The 21172-nt window shown below is 52.2% G+C and carries 10 protein-coding genes; 9 read left to right on the top strand and 1 reads right to left on the bottom strand.

Annotation, left to right across the window (positions count from 1 at the left end; all coding sequences use genetic code 11):
- Nucleotides 1-280: 280 nt before the first annotated feature.
- Entirely contained in the window at nucleotides 281-11839 is an 11559-nt protein-coding gene (locus tag G544_RS0100785; RefSeq protein ID WP_027272822.1) for an autotransporter outer membrane beta-barrel domain-containing protein, read from the top strand.
- 45 nt (nucleotides 11840-11884) lie between these two features.
- Here the strand turns inward: G544_RS0100785 and G544_RS0100790 are convergent, their stop codons facing one another.
- A complete protein-coding gene (locus tag G544_RS0100790) occupies nucleotides 11885-12313 on the bottom strand; it encodes an EamA family transporter (protein WP_027272823.1) in 429 nt (142 codons plus the stop codon).
- Nucleotides 12314-12505: 192 nt separating this feature from the next.
- On the opposite strand from G544_RS0100790, the gene G544_RS22045 reads away from it, so the two are divergent.
- The 8 genes from G544_RS22045 to G544_RS21495 all read left to right on the top strand — a co-directional run bounded on the left by G544_RS22045 (nucleotide 12506) and on the right by G544_RS21495 (nucleotide 21172).
- The gene (locus tag G544_RS22045; RefSeq protein WP_154656323.1) at nucleotides 12506-12679 is read left to right on the top strand and encodes a hypothetical protein; all 174 of its coding nucleotides are present in this window, start codon (nucleotides 12506-12508) and stop codon (nucleotides 12677-12679) included.
- On the top strand, nucleotides 12664-13059 hold the full coding sequence (locus tag G544_RS0100800) for a hypothetical protein (RefSeq protein WP_027272824.1): 396 nt from the start codon (nucleotides 12664-12666) through the stop codon (nucleotides 13057-13059). Before G544_RS22045 ends, G544_RS0100800 begins: the two co-directional genes overlap by 16 nt.
- A gap of 100 nt (nucleotides 13060-13159) precedes the next feature.
- A complete protein-coding gene (locus G544_RS0100805) occupies nucleotides 13160-13918 on the top strand; it encodes a Nif3-like dinuclear metal center hexameric protein (protein ID WP_027272825.1) in 759 nt (252 codons plus the stop codon).
- A gap of 26 nt (nucleotides 13919-13944) precedes the next feature.
- Nucleotides 13945-14736, top strand: a complete 792-nt coding sequence (nei, locus tag G544_RS0100810; RefSeq protein WP_027272826.1) for an endonuclease VIII — start codon at nucleotides 13945-13947, stop codon at nucleotides 14734-14736.
- A 65-nt stretch (nucleotides 14737-14801) separates the two neighbouring features.
- Nucleotides 14802-15407, top strand: coding sequence for a hypothetical protein (locus G544_RS0100815; RefSeq protein ID WP_027272827.1), 606 nt, complete (start codon nucleotides 14802-14804; stop codon nucleotides 15405-15407).
- Between the two features lie 710 nt (nucleotides 15408-16117).
- A complete protein-coding gene (locus tag G544_RS0100820) occupies nucleotides 16118-17539 on the top strand; it encodes a hypothetical protein (protein ID WP_027272828.1) in 1422 nt (473 codons plus the stop codon).
- Nucleotides 17540-18105: 566 nt separating this feature from the next.
- Nucleotides 18106-20547 carry a DmsA/YnfE/YnfF family dimethyl sulfoxide reductase gene (locus G544_RS0100825; protein WP_027272829.1) on the top strand — a complete coding sequence of 814 codons (2442 nt, stop codon included), beginning with the start codon at nucleotides 18106-18108 and terminating at the stop codon, nucleotides 20545-20547.
- Between the two features lie 4 nt (nucleotides 20548-20551).
- Entirely contained in the window at nucleotides 20552-21172 is a 621-nt protein-coding gene (locus G544_RS21495; RefSeq protein WP_071783218.1) for a DMSO/selenate family reductase complex B subunit, read from the top strand.

The raw sequence follows: 21172 nt of genomic DNA on the forward strand, positions 1-21172 counted from the left end.
ATTTGATTTTTATTTTTAAGAAAATATTAGCCTATATTTTTCTTATTAAATATTTTTATCTGCATTTTGTGTTTTTTCATTCTTTGGCCTATATTTAATAAGGGTATTTATTTTATTGATTTATAATGATTTATTTTTAATTTTATTCTGAAATCGCCGTCTTTATTTATTGGTTTCATTTTTTATTCTATTTATTCAATGCTTACCACCTTTTTAAACGTGGTGAGTGATATTTGGGTGGCGAATTTAAGATATTGTTGTCATGGAACAAGGGATGTAAATGATGAAAAAACAATACGGCCGTCATAATCACGGTAGTTCTCTTAATCGGTTAACTAAAGCAATCATTATCGCTTTCCCCATGCTGGCAATAGGAATGGGTATCTCTCATGCCGCCGTGCCTTTAAACGCCGGGCAGGACGTTGCCGCAGCAGGGCTTTCTCTCGGCAATTACGATTTGCTCCTAAACGGTAACGTGACCTGGAATTCGGTGTTCAACGTTAACAGCGCTGCTAAGTCAAATATCAGCATCGACGGCAACGCGTGTACTATCGTTATTGGTAATTCTAATACGCAGCGATTGCTTAATATCACGCAGGCCGCCACTTCCATCAATATCAATAACGCGGTTATCACATCGGGCAGCTTTACCGGGCCGAGAAATGGATTGATTTTGATTAATGCGAATAACGCGACGCTTAACCTCAATTTAGAAAACACCGCGTTTAAAAACATTGGCCCAACGGACAGCGGCACCTACGCCTCTGCCGACTATGGGCCGATTTTAAATACGCGAGGTTCTTCTAATTCCGTGATGAATATCAGCGCTGGTACAGCTGGCGTTCTATTTCAGGGCAACCATGGGTTGGCCGATCAGCCGGGCGCCGTGGGCCTTTACAGCACCAACGCGATGAACTTTACCGGCAAAGTCACCTTTGATAGCAACTGGACCGCCAATTACGGCGGCGCAATCACCGTCTATGAGGCTAACGGCAGCAAGTTAACCTTTGCCGATGAGACGAATTTTATCAATAACCATTCCGCCGTTTTCGGCGGTGCGATTGACTATTGGGGCGGCGCTTCCGACACCAATTTTAACGGCAAGACGCTGTTTCAGGGGAACTACGTTTATGGTTCGCCGAGCACATCAAGCGATTATCCCGCTCACGTGACCGATCAGCACAGCAGGGGGGGCGCTATCAATCTGGGCTATAACGCAGCTGGCGCTAGTGGTCTCAACCTGAATTTTAACGGCGAGACGCAGTTTATCGGTAACTTCGTGGTTGAAGCTAAATCGGCTAAAAATGCCTTGGGTGGTGCGGTTAGTGCCTATGGTAACGGTACCAACCGCTTATATTTTATGAACTTTAACGGACCGACGACCTTCGACGGCAACTACGTCTATTCGACGGCGGCCAACGGCTATGGCTACGGCGGCGCCATTTACTACGACGCCGGTTCTACCGCCAACCTGACGCTGGGCCCCGGCTCCAGGCTTATCAATAACTATGCAAAAACCCTTGGCGGCGCTATCTACTTACAGACGGGTAATATTAATCTTAGCGCCGACGGCGGCGACATTGTTCTGCAAAACAACTATCAAAACGCTTTTTTTACCGATCCCGGCAACGGCTTTTTCAAGCCAGTCAGCGGTACGGGAGATCCTAACGCCGTCTATTTGGGAGGGACAGGAAGCCTGAACCTTTACGCCAGCGAAGGCTACGCCATTCGCTTTTATGACCCGATTGCTTCAGCCGCTTCGGCGTCGATTACGGTAAATAAAACGGGCGACGGCGAGGCGATTTTCTACGGCAACAACGATGCAATCCACAACTCTCTTATTACCACGAACACTACCGTCAGCGCTGGCGCGTTTTCGTTGGTCGACCGCGTCATTTACGGCGATAAAACTAAAGGCGTATTTACCGTTGCCAGCGGCGGTACGGTGAGTGGAAATAACGGCAGCACTCTGCGGGCTAACCTTGTCTCCGTAAACGGGGGCACGATTGCGGCCAGCGGGGGGATTTTTAACCTTGACGTCGGTAGCGGCGTTACCGTTACCGCAGGCCAGTTCAGCGGCTACGGCGCTATTGCTGCGCCGCTGATTTCGCTTGGCGCCAGCGGCAACATATCCAGAGGCAATGCGGACAGCGGTCAAGAGCTGATCCTTGATGCGGTGTTGACCGGCGCCGGCGGGCTTAACAACGTTGGCGACGGGACGTTGACGCTGACAAAAGTTAACGCCTATACCGGTGCGACGACGGTGAGCGCAGGCACGCTGAAGGCGGGTAATACCAACGTCATTCAGACCAGCAGCGGCTTGACGGTTAACGGCGGCGCGTTTGACCTCAGCGGGTTTAATCAAACGGTTAGCAGCCTTGCCGGCCTCGGTGGGCAAGTCATAACAACCGGCGGCAGCCAGCTGACGGTTAACGGTGCGGTGAACACCACCTACGCCGGCGCGATCGTGGGTAACGGCCGGTTGAGCAAGCAGGGAAGCGGCGTTCTGACGCTGACCGGCAGCTCAAGCGTGAACGAGGTAGAGGCGCTGGCGGGCGGTTTGACGATCGGCGGCGGCAGCGTTGTCGTACAAAATGCCGCGACCGTCAATAACGGCGCGGCGCTAACGGTCAGCAGCGCAGGCTCGTTAACGGCGGACGCTCTGTCAGTCGGCGCGTCGAGCGGCTCTTCGTCAATGGCGGCCAGCGGCGGATCTGTACTACAAACGAAACAGGTATCGATTGGTAAAAGCGGCGCCAGCGGCACCGTTACGCTCAGCGCCAGCCGTTGGGAAAACGAGGGCGGCAGCTTCATCGTTGGCGATGCTGGCGTCGGTTCGTTGAGCGTTAACACCGGCGCCAATCTTTCTCACGACGGCGTGCTTAACGTGGGCAGCGGCAGCGCTGGGAGCGGTACGCTAACAGTCGACGGCGCGAATACGCTGGTTCAGGTCAGCGATTTGGTTTTAGGCTCGACGGACGGCGCGGTTGGTCAGCTTAGGCTTGCGGGGAGCGCCGTACTACAAACCGAGAGCATGACGCGCCAGAGCAGCGCCAGCAGCGTCGACTTTAGCGGCGGTACGCTGCGGGCTGCTTCGGATAATAATTCTTTTATCGATGGTTTTACCAGCGGCTCTCTGGTGCTGAATTCCGGCGGCGTTACGCTAGACTCTAACGGCTTTACCATCGCGACCAGCAATATTTTCAGCGGCAGCGGAGGGTTAAACAAGGCGGGAGTGGGAACGCTGACGCTGACCGGCCTAAACGCCTATAGCGGATTAACGTACGTTACCGGCGGAACGCTGCGCCTGACGGATTCAGGCGCGCTGGGCAGCGGCAACGTAACGATCGATGCAGGCGCTGAGTTGTTTATCGATACGCCGACCGGCGGAAGCTACGCCTTCAATAAGCTACTCTCCGGCAGTGGCCTGCTTCATGTCGATCTCTCCAGCATCACCGATGGTTTCAGCTTCGGTAGCGGCGTCGGCAACGGCTTTAGCGGCGTCGTTCAACTCGGCAATAGCCTGTTTACTCTGGCGGGAACCGGAACCTCGGCGCTGACAAACGCCACGCTTCAGCTGGATGCAGGCAACACCACTGACGTCGGCGCCGGCGTGCAGGCTATCGGTGGCCTGAACCTTAACGGCGGCCTGCTGCGATTTAATAACTTTGCCAGCGGCGGCGTAATTTCCACGCAGACCCTGGCGCTCAATTCAGGCACCGTCGCTATCGACCCTGATGCCATCGTTGACTCAACCGGCAATCTGCTGGTTCAGGATGAAGGTCAAAACGTCTATCTGGTGAACGCCGGTAGCGTATCCGGTTCGGCCAGTAATCTGACGCTAACAAACCTCAGCGGCGGCGAGGTGGCCGATTCCGCCAACGTTATACAAGGCGGCGAGCTGGTGGCTGTTGGTGACTACGGCTTCTCGCTTAATAGCGATAGCGCCGGGCTTTATGCACACTACGCGCTGACTCAGCTCAACCTGCAAAGCGGAAAAACGCTGACGCTGTCCGGTGATACGGCAACGCCGAGCGGCGCAAACGAACTGCATGCGAAACTTATTGGCGACGGCGGCCTGCTGGTTAACGCCACCAATACCATCACGCTTAACAATACCGGCAATATCTATACCGGCTTAACGACCGTTGGCAGCGGTACGCTGGCGCTAGGCGCGAACGGGGCGTTAGGCCAGACTTCCGGCCTTGATATTCAAAGCGGCGCGACGGTTGATTTAAACGGATACTCGCAAACCGTTGGTGGGCTCAGCGGCGCTGGCAGCTTAAACGTCAACGCAGGTCAATTGACGACGGCGGGCAGCGGAACGTTCGGCGGTGTCATCAGCGGAACGGGGGCGCTGACGGTGAGCGGCGGTCTTCTTACCCTGACGGGCGGCAATACGTATAGCGGAAACACCACCGTTGCGTCCGGGGCTACTCTTCAAGTCGGCAACGGCGGAACGTCGGGCAGCTACGTCGGCAATATCTTAAACAATGGCGAAGTGATCTTTAACCGTAGCAATACGTCAAGCTATCTGGCGTCAATCGGCGGCAGCGGGAAAGTTACCAAAAGCGGCAGTGGAGCATTAACCCTGAGCGGCGCCAGCGATTATGCCGGAGGCACCACGATTGAATCCGGCCGGATTATCGCAACGCACGGCCAGACGCTGGGCAGCGGCGACGTTGATAACGCCAGCGGCGCGGTGCTGGAGCTCAATTTTGACGCCGATGATACGTTTGACAACGTGCTAAGCGGCGCCGGTGAGTTAATTAAGAGCGGCGATGGTAATGCGACGCTGACGGCGACCGGCTCTTCGCAGGGCATCGTTTCCGTTGAGAGCGGTACGTTAACCGTCGCCCAAAACGTGGCGTTCAACGCAGAAAACGTATACACCGGGGACGACGCGACGCTGGCGCTGTCTTCGGGGGCGACGCTGTCGCTCAGCGATACGCTGACGCAGGGGCCGTCATCAACGTTGGATATCGCTCTGGGCGGTACGACGCCGGTGATTACCGCCAATGAGGCAACGATCGGCGGCACGCTGAAAGTGTCCGGGCTAAGCCTCGGCGCGACGCCTGCAAAGGCCAGCCTGCTGGCTGAGTCTGACGTTACGCTGATTCATACGACGCAGGGCATCGTCGGCGACTTTGACCAATACGACTTCAGCGGTGCAAGCAGCTCCGTTGACTATCTGAGATTGACAGGGAAACTGGCGAACGGCGCGCTGGACTACAACGTCGGCTTCGGCCTCAACTGGCTGGCAGGGACGACGTTGGGCAACGGAATTTTTACTCTGACCAATGCTGCCGACGTCTTTGAGCTGGACGTCGCGCTGGGCAACCAGAGCGTTTCCGCCACCGGCTGGGACGGCAAGAGCCTGACCAAAGCGGGCAGCGGTCAGCTGATACTGTCTGCCGTCAACGGCTATACCGGCGATACGCGAGTGCAGGGCGGTACGCTTAAAACCACGGTGAATAACGCCTTTGTCAACAGCGCCAATGTTTCAGTGAGCAGCGGCGCGACGCTGAACCTGAACAATACTGCCCAGCAGGCTAACAACCTGTCCGGCGCGGGTGATGTGCAGTTGGGCAGCGGCACGCTGACGGTAAACAGCACCAGCGACAGCACGTTTAGCGGGCAGGTAAACGGCGGCGGTCGACTGATTAAAATCGGCACGGCAGCCCTGACGCTGAGCGGCAATAGCGATTATGCCGGCGGTACGTCTATCAGCGCCGGCAGGCTTATCGCCACCAGCGCCGCGGCGCTCGGCGGCGGCGTGATAAGTAACGGTATGAATGGCACGCTACAGCTGGATTTCTCCGGTAGCGGCATGTTGACTAACTGGCTGATTGGCAGCGGCGCGCTGGTAAAAACCGGCGGGGGCGCCGCAATGCTAACCTCAAGCGGCTCTTCGCAGGGCGCCGTCTCCGTGGACGCGGGAACGCTGACCTTCGCCCAAAACGGCGCGTTTAACGCCAACAGCCTGGCGACCAAAAGCGGCGCGACGACCGGGATAGCCGCCGATGCCACGCTGGAGCTCGGCGGCAGCCTGGTTCAAAACAGCGGCGCAACGCTGAACGTTGCTATCGGCAGCGCCCAACCGGCGATAGCGGCCGACAGCGCCCAGCTCGCCGGTAACTTGAACGTCACTGGCTTTAGCGGCAGCGAACCGGCGAGGGCCAGCCAGCTGCTTAACGAAGCCTTTACCGTTATTCATACCACCAACGGCATCACCGGCGATTTTAGCCAGGTTGATTTGGGCGGCGCGAGCAGCCGAGTTGACTATCTGAAGGTGTCCGGCGGGCTGGCTAACGGCGGGCTGGATTACAACGTCGGCTTTGGGCTGACCTGGCTGGCGGGAACGACGTTGGGCAACGGGGTTTTCACCCTGACCAACGCCGCCGACGTCTTTGAGCTGGACGTCGCGCTGAGCAACCAGAGCGTTTCCGCCACCGGCTGGGACGGCAAGAGCCTGACCAAAGCGGGCAGCGGTCAGCTGATACTGTCTGCCGTCAACGGCTATACCGGCGATACGCAGGTACAGGGCGGTATGCTTAAAACTACGGTGAATAACGCCTTCGTCAGCAGCGCCAACGTCTCGGTGAGCAGCGGCGCGACGCTGAACCTGAACAATACCGCCCAGCAGGCTAACAACCTGTCCGGCGCGGGGAGCGTGCAGTTGGGCAGCGGCACGCTGACGGTGAACAGCACCAGCGACAGTGCGTTTAGCGGGCAGATCAGCGGCGGCGGTCAACTGATTAAAACCGGTACGGGCGCCCTGACGCTGAGCGGCAATAACGGCTACAGCGGCGGTACCGCTATTAACGTCGGTAAGCTTATCGCAACTAGCGCATCGGCGCTGGGCGGCGGTTCGGTAAACAACGGCGCGAACGGCACGCTGCAGCTGGACTTCGCCAACGACGGGATGCTTGTCAATCGGCTGAGCGGCACCGGCGCGCTGGTGAAAACCGGCGCGGGCAATGCGGCGTTGACCTCCGCCAACTCCTCGCAGGGGGCGGTTTCGGTCAATGCGGGTTCGTTGACTTTCGCCCAAGGCGGCGCGTTTAACGCCGACAGTTTGACTACTAAGAGCGGCGCGACGACAGCAATAGCTGCCGACGCCACGCTGATTCTAAACGGCGCTCTGACGCAAAACGGCGGCGCAACGCTGAACGTCGCTATCGGCAGCGCTCAGCCGGCCATCGTGGCCGACAGCGCACAGATTGCCGGTACGTTGAACGTCACTGGCTTTAGCGGCAGCGAGCCGGCGAAGGCCAGCCTGCTGCTGGGCGAACTCTTTACCGTGCTTCATACCGCTAACGGCATTACCGGTGACTTCAGCCCGGTAGATTTAGGCGGCGCAAGCAGCCGGGTCGACTACCTGACGATGTCGGGCGGATTGGCCAACGGCGGGCTGGACTACAACGTCGGCTTTGGCCTGACCTGGCTGGCTGGCGCGACGTTGGGCAATGGGAATTTCACGCTGGCCAACGCGACCGACGCTTTCGAGCTGGACGTTGCGCTGAGCGACCAGAGCGCCTCGGCTACCGGCTGGGACGGCAAGAGCCTGACCAAGGCCGGCAGCGGTCAACTGGTGCTGTCCGTGGTTAACGGCTATACCGGCGATACGCGAGTGCAGGGTGGCGAGCTTAAAACTACGGTGAATAACGCCTTTGTCAACAGCGCCAACGTGTTGGTGAACAGCGGTGCGACGCTGAACCTGAACGGCACCGCTCAGCAGGCTAATAACCTGTCCGGCGCGGGCGGCGTATCGTTGGGCAATGGCGCTCTGACGGTGAACAGCGTCAGCGACAGCACGTTTAGCGGACAGATAAGCGGCGACGGTCAGCTGATTAAAACCGGTACGGGCTCCCTGACGCTGAGCGGCAATAACGGCTACGCCGGCGGTACCGCCATCAATATCGGCAAGCTTATCGCAACTAGCGCATCGGCGCTGGGCGGCGGTTCGGTAAATAACGGGGCGAACGGCACGCTGCAGCTGGATTTCGTCGGTGATGGAACGCTGGCCAACCGGCTGAGCGGCGTCGGCGCACTGGTGAAAACCGGCGCGGGAAGTGCGACCTTGACGTCGACCGGCTCTTCGCAGGGCGCGGTTTCCGCGGAGGCTGGCGCGTTGGCCTTTGCCCAAATCGGTGCATTTAACGCCGACAGCTTGACCACCAAGAGCGGCGCGACAACCGCAATAGCCGCCGATGCGACGCTGGAGCTGAACGGCAGTCTGTCTCAGCAAAGCGGCTCAACGCTGGAAATGACGCTGGGTTCAGCCCAGCCTGTGATAGCGGCCAACGCTGCGTCGTTGACCGGAGAGTTAAAGATCGTAGGCATTGACTTTAACCTCGGGAACACGCCGACCAAAGCCAGTGAAATGCCCAATACGCGCTTTACGCTTATTCAGACAACGAACGGCATTACCGGCGACTTTGACGCCGTCGATTTGAACGGCGCGGCGAGTAACGTCGACTTCCTGACCGTCGACGCGAGCAAAAGCGCAGACGGCCTGTCTTATCATGCGGGCCTTGGGTTGACCTGGATTGCGGGAAATACGCTGGGACACGGCGTATTTACGCTGGCGGCGCAGGCCGCGTTTGACCTCGACGTCGCGTTAAGCGATCAAGGCGTTTCGGCGACAGGCTGGGACGGTAAAACGATGAATAAGCAGGGCCAAGGTACGCTGACGGTTTCTGCGGCGCAAAATTATACTGGCGATACGCGAGTGAACGGTGGCGTGCTGAAAACGGCGATTGCGGACGCGTTTACTCAAAGCGCCAACGTCATCGTTGCCAATGCCGCTACGCTTAATCTCGACGGCTTTAGCCAGCGCCTCAATAACCTGTCCGGCTCCGGTAGCATCCTGTTGGGCAACGGCAACCTGACGGTGAATAGCCTGACGGACAGCGCGTTTGACGGCGCGATTTCCGGCAACGGCCAGTTGGTTAAAACGGGCGCGCAGAACTTTACGCTAACCGGCGTTAACTTCTATAGCGGAGGAACGGCAGTTTCGCAGGGGCGGCTTATCGCGACCCAAAGCCAGTCTATCGGCACCGGAAACGTTAACAACAATGCCGAACTGGAGCTGGCGTTCAGCGGAAACGGTACGGTGAACAACGCCCTAAGCGGCAGCGGCGCGCTGATTAAGAGCGGCTCGGGTACGGCATCGCTGACCGCGTCTGGCTCATCTCAGGGCAGCGTGACGGTAAGCGAGGGCACCCTCGGTTTTAGTGAGAACGGCCTGTTTACTGCGGGGAACTATATGACAAACCTGGGTGCGACAACGTCACTGGCGGCGGATTCAAGGCTGAACGTCAGCGGGTTGTTCGATCACCAAGGGACGCTGGATTTAGTCGCAGGCAATAGCCAGAATGCGATTGACGCCATCAGCGCTGATTTAGGCGTAAATTCCGCCTTTAACCTGTCGGGCTATAGCGCGCCAGAGACGACCAGCGCTGCACAGTTGGCCTATTCGACCTTTACCGTCATCCATACCGCTGCGCCGGGCAATCTGACCGGCGCTTTCCAAACGGTAAATCTCGGCGGGGCGACGAGCCCGGTTGATTACCTGTCCGTCTCGGCGAGCAGCGATACGCAGGACTACCGGATCGGCCTCGGGCTGAACTGGTACGCTGCGCATACCATCACGCCGACCAACGCCCACGGTGACTTTACGCTGACCGGCGCGAACGAGTTCTTCGATCTGGATGTGGTGATGGCGGATGAAACCGCCAACGGCGCGGTCTGGGACGGTAAGAGCCTGACCAAGCTCGGCGACGGCACGCTCAAGCTGTCGAAGGCTAATACCTATACCGGGGAGACGCGTATTGACGGCGGCGCATTGATGGCCGGACATACCGATATTATCGCTCAAAGCGAGCGCCTGACGATTTCTCAGGGCGCCACGCTGGATATGAACGACTTCGATCAGTACGTTAACGCGCTGAACGGGGCCGGCAACGTGAAGCTGGGCAGCGCCAGGTTGACGATCAATACGCAGGGCAACGACCTGTTTAGCGGCGTCATCAGCGGCAGCGGCGAGCTGGAGAAAGTCGGCGGCGGCCAGCTACAGTTAACCTCAGACCAAACCTATAGCGGCGTGACCACCGTTGCAGACGGTACGCTCCTGTTGGGTAACGGTGGAGAGAAGGGGCTTGTCGATGGCGATATCGATAACGCCGGATTGGTGGTGTTTGACTTCGGCGTTAACCGTATTTATAGCCATGCTATCAATGGGGCAGGCGACGTTATGCAACAGGGCGACGGCATCCTGACGCTGACCCAAAGCCACGGCTACACCGGTAAAACGACGATCGACGCCGGGGGCATCGTGCTGTTGAACAACGCGCAGCTTAGCGGAACCTCAAACGTTGCCGTCGCGAGCGGCGCGATGTTGGGCGGCTACGGCGGTGTTGGCGGCGATGTCGACAACCAAGGGCTTCTGGCCGTGGCTGACGCAGCGCTCAATGATGCTAACGCGGCGTCGGGGACCTTTACCGTCGGCGGCCGTTTAACCAACGGTGGCGAAATTCGTATGGAAAGCGTACGGCCAACCAGCCGACTGGTTGTTAACGGCGACTACGTTGGTAGTAACGGATTACTGACGCTGAGCACCGTTCTGGAAGGGGATAATGCGGATACCGATCGTCTGGTGGTGTTGGGCAATACGTCGGGCGTAACGCGTGTCGTCGTAAATAACGCCGGCGGCGTGGGGGCGCAAACCGTTAACGGGATTGAAGTCATCAGCGTCGGCGGCCAGTCGGACGGGCAGTTTACGCTCACTAACCGCGTCGTGGCCGGAGCCTACGAATACAGCCTGTATCAGGGGTTGCCAAACGCGATGAACGGCAACTGGTATTTACGTTCGCAGGGCGGCAGTTCAGAGCCGCAGTGGCGGCCTGAAATCGGCGGCTACCTCGGCAATCAGTCAATCGTTGGCGTGATGCAGACTCAAACTCTGTTTGACCGTAAGGGAACGCAGTTCAAGAGCGCCAACGACAGCGCCTGGGGGCGGATCGTCACCGGTAGTCAGGACAGCAAAGCGGCTGGTCACCATGTCGATATGAATACTGACTATACGCTGATTCAGGTAGGCGGCGATTTGCTGACGCTGAGCCTGGGAGACCAAGGGATCAACGTCGGCCTCATGGCGAGCTATGGAGACGCGCAGACGGATTCCACCGGCAACCGCAGCGCTAACGGCGATCGCTACAAGGCTAACGGCTCCGTCGATGGCTATAGCCTGGGAATGTATGCGACCTGGTTTGCCGACGCGAAAGAAGAGCGGGGCGCCTACGTAGACAGCTGGTTACAACACGGCTGGTACAGCAACAGCGTAAACGGGGAGGGGATGTCCAGCGACAGCTATGATTCTCGCCTGTGGACCGCGTCGCTGGAAAGCGGCTATATCTGGGCAATGAATGAAGACAAGTTCTCCCAGTGGAGCCTGGCGCCGCAGGCGCAGGTCGTCTATAGCCACTATTCTGCCGATTCGCTAACGGACGTCAGCGGTACTGAGATAAGCAACCAGAAAGGCGAGTCCTGGACGGTGCGCGTCGGTAGCCGCGTGATGGGCCGCTTAACCGCCGGTGATTCGCTGTTCCACCCTTACGCCGAGCTTAACTGGCTGTATAACCGACAGCCGGCTTCTGTGGCGTTTGACGGCGAGAATGTCCAGATGAACGCGCCGAAAAACCGTGCGGAAGTGAAGGTTGGCGTGCAGAGCGAGTTTGACAGCCGCTGGAGCACGTGGATTCACTTTGATGCTCAAACGGGTGCAGATGACTACCGCCAGTACAGCGGCGGCATAAGCGTTCGCTACAGCTGGTAGTGCGCGTTAAAAGCGGCGCCTCTCTAAGAGGGCGCCGTTTTTTATTTATCCTAGCGCAACCAGCAGTGCGCCGATGGCAATCATGCCGATGCCTATCCCCGCGTACAGCGACACCTTCTCTCCAAACAAAATAACCGCCAGGATAACGGCGAATACGACGCTGAGCTTATCTATGGGCGCTACTTGGGAAACGGTGCCGTATTTGATGGCCATAAAGTAGAAAAGCCAGGAAAGCGCGCCAGCGACCCCGCTGAGCACAATAAAAAGCAGCGCTTTTCTGTCAGCCATAATGTCATTAATTAGCGAAGTCTTTCCCTGCGCCACCACCACGCCAATGAGAAAGACGGCCATCACCACTGAGCGAACCGCAGTGGCCGTATTGGCATCCAGATGCTGCAGGCCTATCTTGCCGAAAATAGCGACCATTGCCGCGGCCAGGGCAGAAAGCAGCGCGTAAATCAGCCAGGTGCTCATATCTTTCCTTGTACGATCTTAATAAATAATAATTGATATTACGACTTATTCTCATTAATGAAAAATTCTTTGGAGGCGTTGCGCACTTTTCTTTTATGGCTCTGGCTGGCTGACCTTTAGATAACTATGTTACTCAAACGGGTAACGTTTAGATAAGCCGCCGACGATAGCGGCAGGGAGAAGAAGGGAACCATGGCGTTAAGTGACGATAGTAGGGAGCCGATGGCGCTGCTTGCCGTTTATCAACAGCTGCATAACGCAACGCTGCTGGCGGCGCTCAGGGGAATGGATGAAGTTAACCGCAGCTATACGGTTAGCCAAAGGGAAGCGCTGGCGACGGAGCATCTGTCATGCCAAGAGCCATAGCGCGTTATTCCCGTCAGGCGCTTGAAGAGTGCGACTATCACTTTTACTACACGCATCAGTTTTTGCGCATGATGTCTGAGGCGGCCAACCGCTCCGACATTACGCGAAGCTGGGTTCGGCGGAAGATTTTATCGGATATTGGCCGCTACCCCTGCCGGGGGCGGCTGCTTCTCAATCGAACGGCGACCAGCAGCGACAACCAGCGCCTAAGGTGGCAGCTGGCTCAGCGCTTTGAGTGCCCGGAGCTTAGAGAGCTGTGCGACGACGGCTGGCTTATTCTTTATCTCAATCGCCTGCCGTCTATTTATCTGTTGGCGCTGATCCCGCTTTCCGTTCCGGGCGCTTCTGGTTTGGAGGAGGTGTGGCAGACGGCAGACTAGGGGCATGCGGCGGTATTTTTTTGTTATACTCGCCTTTCGTTGGTTATACGGCCTGGGCCACGGGGCTTGGCCGCTCGCCCCTATTTTTGCAGGAATCGCTATGCTGAATGTTGAACTGGAAACGTTGATTAATGATGAGTTGAAAACTCGCCGCTTTCGCGACTATGCGCCTAACGGGCTACAGGTTCAGGGGCGTTCGGAAATAAAACGCATCGTGACCGGCGTCACCGCCTGTCAGGCTTTGCTTGACGCTGCGGTAGAAAAGGGCGCGGATGCGGTTCTCGTTCACCACGGCTATTTTTGGAAAAACGACGAACCGGTGATTACCGGTATGCTGCACCGTCGCCTGAAAACGCTGATGACGCACGACATCAACCTTTATGGCTACCATTTGCCGCTGGATGCACATCCAACGATGGGCAACAACGCGCTCTTGGGCAAGTTGCTTGGCATTGAAGACGGAGAGGCGCTGGAACCTGAAGCGTCGGACTGCTTTATCTGGCAGGGCGAATTTTCTACCGATCTGAGCGGCGAAGCGCTGGCCGAACGTATAACAGAACGCCTTGGCCGCACGCCGCTTTACTGCGGCGACGGCGCGCCGAAAAGCATTCGCCGCGTTGCCTGGTGTACCGGCGGCGGGCAGGACTATATAACAACCGCTGCCGAGCGCGGGTTTGACGCCTTTATCACCGGCGAGGTTTCCGAACGGACGATACACATCGCCAGGGAAATGGGGATTCACTTCTATTCTGCCGGGCACCACGCGACCGAGCGCTATGGAATCAAAGCGCTGGGAGAGTGGCTGGCGCAGCGGCATCAGTTTGACGTGACCTTTGTGGATATTGATAATCCGGTTTAACCGTTTTTATCAATGAGGGAGTCAACATGCCGGAAGGACCTGAAATCCGCCGCGCGGCGGACACGCTGGTTAATGCAATTGAGGGAGATACGTTAACCAACGTATGGTTTGCGTTTCCTGCGCTTAAGCCCTATGAGCACCAGCTCGTAGGGCAGAAGATAGATGAAATCGAAACGCGAGGAAAGGCGCTGCTGACCCACTTCTCTAACGGGTTGAGCATGTATAGCCACAACCAGCTTTACGGCGTCTGGAAGGTAGTGAAGTCCGGCGAGCGCCCGGAAACCAAGCGAGAGCTTCGCGTTGCGCTGGAGTCCAGAAAGCAGGGGATCCTGCTGTACAGCGCGTCCGACATTGAGGTTGCGCCGAGAGACGTTATCCTTCAACACCCCTTTTTGCAGCGCATCGGTCCTGACGTGCTGAATCCTTCTCTAACCTGGCAAAGCGTGCGTGAGCGCCTGCTGTCAAAAGGCTTTCGCCAGCGTCAGCTGGGAGGCATGCTGCTCGATCAGGCTTTTTTAGCCGGATTGGGTAACTATCTCCGGGCCGAAATACTGTGGGATGCGATGCTTCTACCTTCTCATAAGCCATCGGGTCTGACGGAAGATGCGCTCACGGCATTGGCAAAATCGCTTCTGGCTATTCCCCGGTTGTCTTACCACACGAGAGGGGAGGCTAACCCGGCGCATCATCACGGCGCGCTGTTTCGGTTTCACGTCTTCGCCAAAGAGGGGCAGCCCTGCGAACGGTGCGGTACGGAGATCGTTAAATGCGCGCTGTCGTCTCGGCCGTTTTTTTATTGCCCGGGTTGCCAGCGTTAGGTCGCCCGTTTATTTAGGTCAACTCGGAATGAAACCAAGGCATACAATAGCTATAGGCATGAGTGATGGAGCAATCACTAAAATTGGCAAATAATTTTTCATTAAATGATATTAATTTCAGTGGATTCAGCGCATCAGAAAGCTGGGCGGGATATTTTGAGATAAATAAGGGCTTTTCATTTTCATTAATTGAAGAAGCAATATCTTTGTTTGAAGGCTTTTTTAAAGAAAAAGATGAAAAAATAATGGTTCTCACCGCCTTATCTTTTGACGACCGGAAAGAAGACGATGAGGAAACCATTAGAAAATATCATTCTCTGTATGAACAAATGAAAGGTAAGCGATTACTCTTGCCAATGACCGAACCTTATGAAGACTATCTTTACGGAGACTCTGTTCTACCCGCCGATTCTCTTAGCATTAGCTTTATCAAAAATGATTTTGTAGAGATGTCAAAATTGATGATGTGTCATGCGGGAGTGATAGGTGAAGTGTGTTTTTATATTAATCCATCATTGAATATCGCCGTATATCCTCATGATGATGTAGGCTTTGGATGTATTGGACTTAACTCGGAAAAAAGTTCGTGTCAGGAGTTTCTACATTATTGTTCTAAAAGTAAGAATTTCAATGTGTTCATAAATAATGGTGAGGGTTTAATCAAGATATAGGTGTATGGAAATAAAAATTGGCACTGTAGGGGAGATTATTGCTGGTGATGAGTGTGGGTAGTACGTCAAGGTATTGGATTATTCTGAAAATACCGGTGGTTTTCTTGTGCTCATTTCTGAACAGTCTGATTTTTCGAACGGTTTTGACTGTTGGGTTGAAAGTCTAGATGCACTTCAAAGTTATTTCTTACAATCTCAATGGATTGTGAAACGGCGTCATATGCAGGGTAACTCCATATATCATGAAAAATTAGCGGCAAACCGAAAATCTTTCTTGTCAGATATGCCATGAACATCAACCTAGATGTATTGCATGCTTATATGCTAATTAAACGTTGAAAAATGCCGTATGGTTTTTCTAGCTATCATGAAGAATATGCTCATTATATAATTTTATTTATCAATAGGTTATATTTTATTTGTGTTCATTGACAGGGGTAAAAAATTTAAAATTAGACATTGATCAATATTTTTGTCTTTATTGGTCATTATAATGACCTTGAATGCCTTGCGATGTGCGAGTAATTTATCTATTGATATTTAAGTCTTTTATACGGGCGGCGGTGTAGTGTCATCTACATGCCAGCAAGAGGAAACCTACATGTCTTCATACAGGATACCTGTCAGAACCTCCAGACAGAAAGTTTACAACCCATTAATTTTACGAGGAAAAAAGTATTGCTGTGAGTGTGGTTTTAGAGGAGTAACCCATGACTAACCATCCTAATAACCAATCCGAAATAGGGCTCGGCAAATATCCATGGCCACAGGTAATAAAGTGGTTATTAGTTATTTTAGTGGTATATGCTATAGGTAGTGTGTTTATATCCAACCCATTCTCCATCTTTGTGGATCGAACTACCCCCGTTGATTACTCAAGAGTGATGTATTTTCACGGTATGACTGTGGGCCTTGCTGGAATAACAGCGCTGATCATCAGTCAGGTTTTTGACCTTGACTGGAAATTTAAAAAAATTATTTTCTTCTGTACAGTCGCCACTGTGTTAATCGGGGTTACTGGTGGAGCTGTTAATCGCTCTATGGAATATACTAAAATTTTTCTCTGGTATCAGATTCTTGCTTTCATCGCACTTGATGTGATTTTATTAACGATGACTTTCGGTTTAATAGCAATTAAGAATGAGGAGCTTAGACGATCAGCTACATATTATTTAGTTTTATCGGCTTCAGCCACTGCTGTAATTGCAGCCTTAATTGGTGATCTTGCGGGATTTATTCTCGATTTTGGCGACTGGCCGGGAGTTCTGGGATGGTACGCCGGGAAAATAGGCTATACATTACAGGAATGGCAGGATAATTTATTAAGGTCTCATTCAGATATGATGGTAGTGGCCGTCATTGGACTAATTTTGTCTGCCATCAGCTGGAAATATGGACGCCGTCTGTCAGGTAGTACGGCAGCAGCTAAAACTGCGGGTGAATGGATGGCCATCACAGGTCTGATTCTGCTAATTATAATCATGGTTGTTTCCGGTTTTGGTGGCTCGGATATGCAGATTCCGCATATTTTCACTGAGAAAGGATTCTATGCTCCTCGGGGTCAGAGTGTCGCGGGCATTGATCTGGCTGACTTCACTATTGGTACGTTCTTTTTGCTTGGCGGTATGTTAATGATTGGCGCCATTTTGTTTGGTAAAAAAATGCCGGAACATGCGCTAAGTAAAACAGCTAAATATACTCTTAGTGGTATTTTTATTACCTGGAGCAGTATTGTAATCACGGTTGCAGGTATGGGATTTCTGCAAGAGTACCGGGCCGATCTTTATAACTCATCTAAGGATGTCCCCCTTGGGGATTATGGATTTGCTTTCAGAATGTTACACCTTGATGTTAGTTTGATTCTGTTTCCTGCAATCATGGTAGTGATGCTGCTTGCACAGCACTTTTTAAGGGATGAAGAGAATAAATTAATTCAGTGGATTTTACGCACAGGTGTGGCGCTCTGTGCTGCTGGTTCGCTGGTCTATATGGTTCTTAACCCGGGGCCATTTGGTCCGGGATACTGGATTGTTGGTGCTGGGTTCCTGATTATTATCATTGCTATAATTTACTTTTTTATCCGTAGTGAGAATAAAGAAAAAGAAAAGTTTAATGATCAGACTATAGTATAAGTTTAATAATAAAATAATGGGTGCTCTAATTTATAAATAATTAAGGCGCCCTAACTAATTAATGATACCTATTATTGTTTCCTTCAATATTATTTGAGCGGAAAAATAATGCCAGTTAAAATAAATTTCCGGTTTGGGATATTTCCCCCTTTTTAACATTAATAATACTGAATTGGATTTTCAACTGAGGGTAAATATAACAAAGTCCATTATATTTATCTTCAGTTAGCATCTCCAGAGAAGTTATTCATATTCCCTCAGAAATCATCTTGTAGGCAGAATCCCAAGACTATTGAAACTGATTCATTCCAACATATTGATTATATTGTACTATTTATGAAATGAATGCTGTTCTTTTACTGTAAAGGCTGTGGGAATCCAACCGTATTGTTCAAAAAAGTCATTATAATGACTTTTTATAGATCATAGTCAAAATAAAAACTTATTTTGATCATTATATTGACCATCAAAAGAGTAGAGGATGCAGCGTAACTGCTGTTTTAAGATTTATTCTTGAGTTTGGATTTCAACCTAACTAACTGATTATGCTGTAAAGAGGGGTGTAAATGTCTTCATATCTAGAAAGGATACATACTTCAAGACGTACCTTGATAAAGAATTCAACTGTATGTGGCCTAGCTGCCATCGCAGGTAACGTGTTTTTGCCATTTACCAGTTTTTCACCAGCCAGAGCAGCAACTGAGCAAACAGCAAGTCTGGACAAAGTCGTTTGGGGGGCTTGTTCTGTCAACTGTGGCAGTAGATGTGCATTGCGCTTTCACGTCAGGAATGACGAGATTTACTGGGTGGAAACAGATAATACCGGCCTGGATGAGTATGGTAATCACCAGGTCAGGGCCTGCCTGAGAGGGCGTTCAATCAGACGGCGAATCAATCATCCTGATCGTCTTAAATATCCGATGAAAAGAGTCGGCAGAAGAGGGGAAGGAAAGTTTGAACGTATTAGTTGGGATGAGGCACTGGATACTATTGCGTCATCAATAAAAAAAGTGAAGAAAGAATATGGCAACGAGGCAATCTATCTTAACTTTTCTACCGGCGTCATTGGTGGAAACATAACCTATTCTGAGCCTTTTGATTCCCTGTTTGCCCGCCTGATGAATTGCTACGGTGGTTTCCTTCGCTATCACGGCGACTACAGTAACGGACAAATAAATACCGCTATGGAGTATACCTATGGCCAAGATATTGGTAACAGCATGTCCGATGTCGAGAATACCCGACTTTTGGTGATGTTTGGTAATAACCCAGCAGAGACGAGGATGAGCGGAGGTGGAGTAACGTATTATCTTGAACAGGCGCGTGAAAAATCAAATGCTAAGATGATAGTTATCGACCCCCGATACACAGATACTGCAGCAGGCCGTGAGGACGAATGGATCCCCATTCGTCCCGGTACAGATGCTGCTCTGGCTGCCAGTCTGGCATGGGTACTTATTACTGAAAACCTGGTCGACCAGAACTTTCTGGATAGGTATTGTGTTGGCTATGATGAGAAAACGCTACCGGATGGCGCCCCCCCCAACGGTCACTATAAGGCTTATATACTGGGTTACGGAGAGGACAATACGGCCAAGACACCTGAATGGGGAGAAGGAATAACCTCTGTTCCGGCCGAGAAAATTATTAAACTTGCTCGCGAGATAGGTGCCGCAAAACCGGCCTTTATTTGTCAGGGATGGGGGCCTCAACGCCAGGCAAATGGCGAACTCAATGCGCGTGCTATCGCCATGCTGGCGATACTTACCGGGAATGTTGGTATTCATGGTGGGAACAGTGGCTCTCGTGAAAGTTCTTACATAATGCCGATTGAACGCATACCTGTTTTTGAAAATCCGGTTACAACTAGTATTCCCTGCTTTAAATGGGCTGATGCGGTTGATCATGGTACTGAAATGACCGAATTAAAAGATGGGGTACGTGGTAAATCTAGGCTTGACGTTCCAATAAAATTTATATGGAACCGTGCCGGGAATATGTTAATTAACCAGCATGGCGATATTAACCGGACACATGAAATTCTTTCTGATGAGAACAAATGTGAAATGATCGTTGTCTCTGAAATATTCATGACAGCCTCTGCTAAATACGCTGATATTTTAATACCGGATCTTATGAGTATTGAGCAGGAAGATTTTATGCCAAATGAATATGCCGGAAATATGGGGTATATCATTCATGTACAGCCTGCAACCAGTGCTAAATTTGAGAGGAAGCCTATCTATTGGACTGTCAGTGAAATTGCTAAAAGATTAGGTAATGATATCTATCAGAAGTTTACAGAAGGTCGGACACAGGAACAATGGCTGGAGTTCTTGTATGCCAAGATGAGAACTGATGATCCTTCACTGCCCTCCTATAAAGAATTCAGGGAAATGGGTATTTATAAACAAAAAGATCCAGCGGGACATTTGGTTGCCTTTAAGGAATTCAGAGAAGATCCTGTAAATAACCCTTTATCAACCCCATCAGGTAAGATTGAAATTTATTCTGAAAGGCTAGCTGAGTTAGCGCAGAAGTGGGAACTTATGGATGATGAGGTAATCAGTCCGCTTCCGGTTTATGCATCAACCTTTGATGGTTGGGATGCTCCTGAGCGAAAATCATTCCCATTACAGATGACCGGATTTCATTTCAAGGGTCGGGCACATTCAAGCTATGGGAATATCGATGTTCTCAAAAGCGCCTGCCCTCAGGAAATATGGATAAACCCACTCGATGCAGAACAAAGGAATATCAGACATGGGGATACTGTCAAGGTATTTAATACCAGGGGGGCGCTCACGATAAAAGCTAAGGTTACTCCAAGGATCATGCCTGGCGTCACAGCTATGGGAGAAGGGGCATGGCATAACGCCGATATGGACGGGGACAAACTTGACCATGGCTCTTGTATTAATACCCTAACCAACCACCGTACATCGCCATTATCTAAAGGTACGGCTCAGCATACAAACCTTGTTGAAATTATAAAATACGAAGGATAAATAAATGTTAACTCAATATGGTTTCTATATAAACAGTGAGCGCTGCACTGGCTGTAAAACTTGTGAACTGGCATGCAAGGATTATAAAAATTTATCTGCCGATATTAATTTTCGAAGGATATATGAATATACAGGTGGTTCATGGTTCAAAGAGGCTGGTGACTGTATCCATAATAATGTTTTTACGTATTATCTTTCAATATCTTGCAATCACTGTGCCGACCCTGCTTGTACAAAAGTCTGCCCCAGTGGAGCCATGCATAAAAGGGAAGACGGTTTTGTTGTTGTCAATGAAGATATTTGTATTGGGTGTAAATACTGCCACATGGCTTGTCCTTATGGTGCCCCGCAGTTTAACGAGGAACTCGGACATATGACAAAATGTGATGGTTGCTATTCACGTATTCATCAGGGAAAAAAGCCAATCTGCGTTGAGTCCTGCCCGCTTCGTGCAATTGATATGGGGCCTATAGACGAACTCAGAAAGAAATATGGTCAGTTAGCTGCAGTTGCACCTTTGCCATCATCGCATTTTACCCAGCCCAGTCTAGTCATTACACCGAATGCAAACAGCCGACCGGTGAATGATCGCACTGGATATCTGGCAAACCCTGAGGAAATTTAA

This window comes from Leminorella grimontii ATCC 33999 = DSM 5078 (assembly GCF_000439085.1).
GTDB lineage: Bacteria > Pseudomonadota > Gammaproteobacteria > Enterobacterales > Enterobacteriaceae > Leminorella > Leminorella grimontii.

Bases quoted from the DNA above. Each gene is read 5' to 3' on its own strand.
- nei (WP_027272826.1), top strand. From the start codon at position 13,945: ATGCCGGAAGGACCTGAAATCCGCCGCGCGGCGGACACGCTGGTTAAT.
- G544_RS0100800 (WP_027272824.1), top strand. From the start codon at position 12,664: ATGCCAAGAGCCATAGCGCGTTATTCCCGTCAGGCGCTTGAAGAGTGC.
- G544_RS0100790 (WP_027272823.1), bottom strand. From the start codon at position 12,313: ATGAGCACCTGGCTGATTTACGCGCTGCTTTCTGCCCTGGCCGCGGCA.
- G544_RS0100815 (WP_027272827.1), top strand. From the start codon at position 14,802: ATGGAGCAATCACTAAAATTGGCAAATAATTTTTCATTAAATGATATT.
- G544_RS0100820 (WP_027272828.1), top strand. From the start codon at position 16,118: ATGACTAACCATCCTAATAACCAATCCGAAATAGGGCTCGGCAAATAT.
- G544_RS0100805 (WP_027272825.1), top strand. From the start codon at position 13,160: ATGCTGAATGTTGAACTGGAAACGTTGATTAATGATGAGTTGAAAACT.
- G544_RS0100785 (WP_027272822.1), top strand. From the start codon at position 281: ATGATGAAAAAACAATACGGCCGTCATAATCACGGTAGTTCTCTTAAT.
- G544_RS22045 (WP_154656323.1), top strand. From the start codon at position 12,506: ATGGCGTTAAGTGACGATAGTAGGGAGCCGATGGCGCTGCTTGCCGTT.
- G544_RS0100825 (WP_027272829.1), top strand. From the start codon at position 18,106: ATGTCTTCATATCTAGAAAGGATACATACTTCAAGACGTACCTTGATA.
- G544_RS21495 (WP_071783218.1), top strand. From the start codon at position 20,552: ATGTTAACTCAATATGGTTTCTATATAAACAGTGAGCGCTGCACTGGC.